We start from the raw sequence: 3,402 nt of genomic DNA on the forward strand, positions 1-3,402 counted from the left end.
TGCGGAATAAAAGCTTGACGATGACCTACTTTCACAGACGTCCGTCCACTATCATCGGCGCAAAGTCGTTTCACTGTCCTGTTCGGGATGGGAAGGAGTGGGACCAACTCGCTATGGTCGTCAAGCGTAACTGGTTGAGCGGCTGCGGTTAGGCAACTGCTCCAATCTTGGAAGAAACACAACGCGTGGCGATCAGAGTCAGACTCGATGATCACGCACGGTGGGGTGTAATTGGTGTTGGCTGGCTGCTGACGGTGCAGCCAGATTTTGTATTGAACGACACTTGGAACGCTACATCACCAGGTCATAACCATCAGTGTTATAGGATCAAGCCTCACGGGCAATTAGTATCGGTTAGCTTAACGCATTACTGCGCTTCCACACCCGACCTATCAACGTCCTGGTCTCGAACGACCCTTCAGGGGGATCAAGTCCCCGGGATACCTTATCTTCAGACGAGTTTCCCGCTTAGATGCCTTCAGCGGTTATCTCTTCCGTACTTAGCTACCCGGCAATGCCATTGGCATGACAACCGGTACACCAGAGGTACGTCCACTCCGGTCCTCTCGTACTAGGAGCAGGCTCCGTCAAGTATCCAACGCCCACGGCAGATAGGGACCAAACTGTCTCACGACGTTTTAAACCCAGCTCACGTACCTCTTTAAATGGCGAACAGCCATACCCTTGGGACCGGCTACAGCCCCAGGATGAGATGAGCCGACATCGAGGTGCCAAACACCGCCGTCGATATGAACTCTTGGGCGGTATCAGCCTGTTATCCCCAGAGTACCTTTTATCCGTTGAGCGATGGCCCTTCCATTCAGAACCACCGGATCACTATGTCCTGCTTTCGCACCTGTTCGACTTGTCAGTCTCACAGTCAAGCACGCTTATGCCATTGCACTATCAGCACGATTTCCGACCGTACCTAGCGTACCTTCGAACTCCTCCGTTACACTTTGGGAGGAGACCGCCCCAGTCAAACTGCCCACCATGCACTGTCCCCGATCCGGATAACGGACCAAGGTTAGAACCGCAAACAAACCAGGGTGGTATTTCAAGGATGGCTCCACGTAATCTAGCGACTACGCTTCAAAGCCTCCCACCTATCCTACACAGGCCGGTTCACAGATCAATGCAAAGCTACAGTAAAGGTTCATGGGGTCTTTCCGTCTAGCCGCGGGTAGATTGCATCATCACAAACACTTCAACTTCGCTGAGTCTCAGGAGGAGACAGTGTGGCCATCGTTACGCCATTCGTGCAGGTCGGAACTTACCCGACAAGGAATTTCGCTACCTTAGGACCGTTATAGTTACGGCCGCCGTTTACCGGGGCTTCGATCAAGAGCTTGCACCCCATCACTTAACCTTCCGGCACCGGGCAGGCGTCACACCCTATACGTCGACTTTCGTCTTTGCAGAGTGCTGTGTTTTTAATAAACAGTCGCAGCCACCGATTCTCTGCGACCCCATCATGCTAAGCGCGCAGGCGCTTCACACTACCGGGGTATACCTTCTCCCGAAGTTACGGTATCAATTTGCCGAGTTCCTTCTCCTGAGTTCTCTCAAGCGCCTTGGAATATTCATCCCGTCCACCTGTGTCGGTTTGCGGTACGGTCTCGTACAGCTGAAGCTTAGAGGCTTTTCTTGGAACCACTTCCAATCACTTCGCAAGCAATGCTCGCTCGTGCCATACCCTTGATTTACGCGCCCGGATTTGCCTAAGCGCCATCTTCGATACAGCAACAGGGACATCCAACACCCTGATGATCTTCCGCGATCCGTCCCCCCATCGCACTGTACGACGGTGCTGGAATATTAACCAGCTTCCCATCAGCTACGCATCTCTGCCTCGCCTTAGGGGCCGACTCACCCTGCGCCGATGAACGTTGCGCAGGAAACCTTGGACTTACGGCGAGGGGGCTTTTCACCCCCTTTATCGCTACTCATGTCAGCATTCGCACTTCTGATACCTCCAGCAGCCTTTACAAGCCACCTTCGCAGGCTTACAGAACGCTCTCCTACCGCGTGCACAAAGTGCACACCCGCAGCTTCGGTTTATCGCTTAGCCCCGTTACATCTTCCGCGCAGGACGACTCGATCAGTGAGCTATTACGCTTTCTTTAAAGGATGGCTGCTTCTAAGCCAACCTCCTGACTGTCTATGCCTTCCCACTTCGTTTCCCACTTAGCGATAATTTGGGACCTTAGCTGGCGGTCTGGGTTGTTTCCCTCTTGAGTCCGGACGTTAGCACCCGGTGCTCTGTCTCCCAAGCTGTACTTGCGGGTATTCGGAGTTTGCCATAGTTTGGTAAGTCGCCATGACCCCCTAGCTATAACAGTGCTCTACCCCCCGCAGTAATACTTGAGGCACTACCTAAATAGTTTTCGGAGAGAACCAGCTATTTCCAGATTTGTTTAGCCTTTCACCCCTATCCACAGCTCATCCCCTAATTTTTCAACATTAGTGGGTTCGGTCCTCCAGCACGTGTTACCGTGCCTTCAACCTGGCCATGGATAGATCATCTGGTTTCGGGTCTACACCCAGCGACTGAATCGCCCTATTCGGACTCGCTTTCGCTACGGCTTCCCTATTCGGTTAACCTTGCCACTGAATGTAAGTCGCTGACCCATTATACAAAAGGTACGCAGTCACCCCACAAGGAGGCTCCTACTGTTTGTATGCATACGGTTTCAGGATCTATTTCACTCCCCTTCCGGGGTTCTTTTCGCCTTTCCCTCACGGTACTGGTTCACTATCGGTCGATCACGAGTATTTAGCCTTGGAGGATGGTCCCCCCATCTTCAAACAGGATTTCACGTGTCCCGCCCTACTTTTCTTACGCTTAGTTCCACACACAAGATTTCGCCTACAGGGCTATCACCTGCTACGGCCGGACTTTCCATTCCGTTCGACTATCTTGCGTGCTAAAACGTAAAGGCTCTTCCGATTTCGCTCGCCACTACTTTCGGAATCTCGGTTGATTTCTTTTCCTCGAGCTACTGAGATGTTTCAGTTCACCCGGTTCGCTTCCACTGGCCTATGTATTCAGCCAGGGATACTCCTTACGGAGTGGGTTTCCCCATTCGGACATCTACGGATCAAAGCTTGTTTGCCAGCTCCCCGTAGCTTTTCGCAGGCTACTACGTCCTTCATCGCCTGTGATCGCCAAGGCATCCACCATATGCACTTAGTCGCTTGATCCTATAACGCTGTAGGCTATAGGACCTGAGTATTAGCGTTTGTGCCGTTCATAAGTTTCAAAGCAGTCTAGGGTTATTCACCCCAGTCTTGAGAACTTGGAACAAAATTAATGCAATCACAACCCGTACCCATCTTCATCAGCAAGCTGATTACTCGATGAGCACATTTCGTTGTGCTTCTTCCAGATTGTTAAAGAAC

At 51.9% G+C, this 3,402-nt stretch carries 2 rRNA genes; both read right to left on the bottom strand.

Annotated features, from left to right (window positions below):
* Positions 1 to 12 precede the first annotated feature (12 nt).
* Positions 13 to 125 (bottom strand): 5S ribosomal RNA (gene rrf, locus HV793_RS30935).
* 198 nt (positions 126 to 323) lie between these two features.
* A 23S ribosomal RNA gene (locus HV793_RS30940) occupies positions 324 to 3,204 on the bottom strand.
* Positions 3,205 to 3,402: the final 198 nt, after the last annotated feature.

This window comes from Achromobacter aegrifaciens, from assembly GCF_902859965.1.
Taxonomy (GTDB): Bacteria; Pseudomonadota; Gammaproteobacteria; order Burkholderiales; family Burkholderiaceae_B; genus Achromobacter; species Achromobacter aegrifaciens.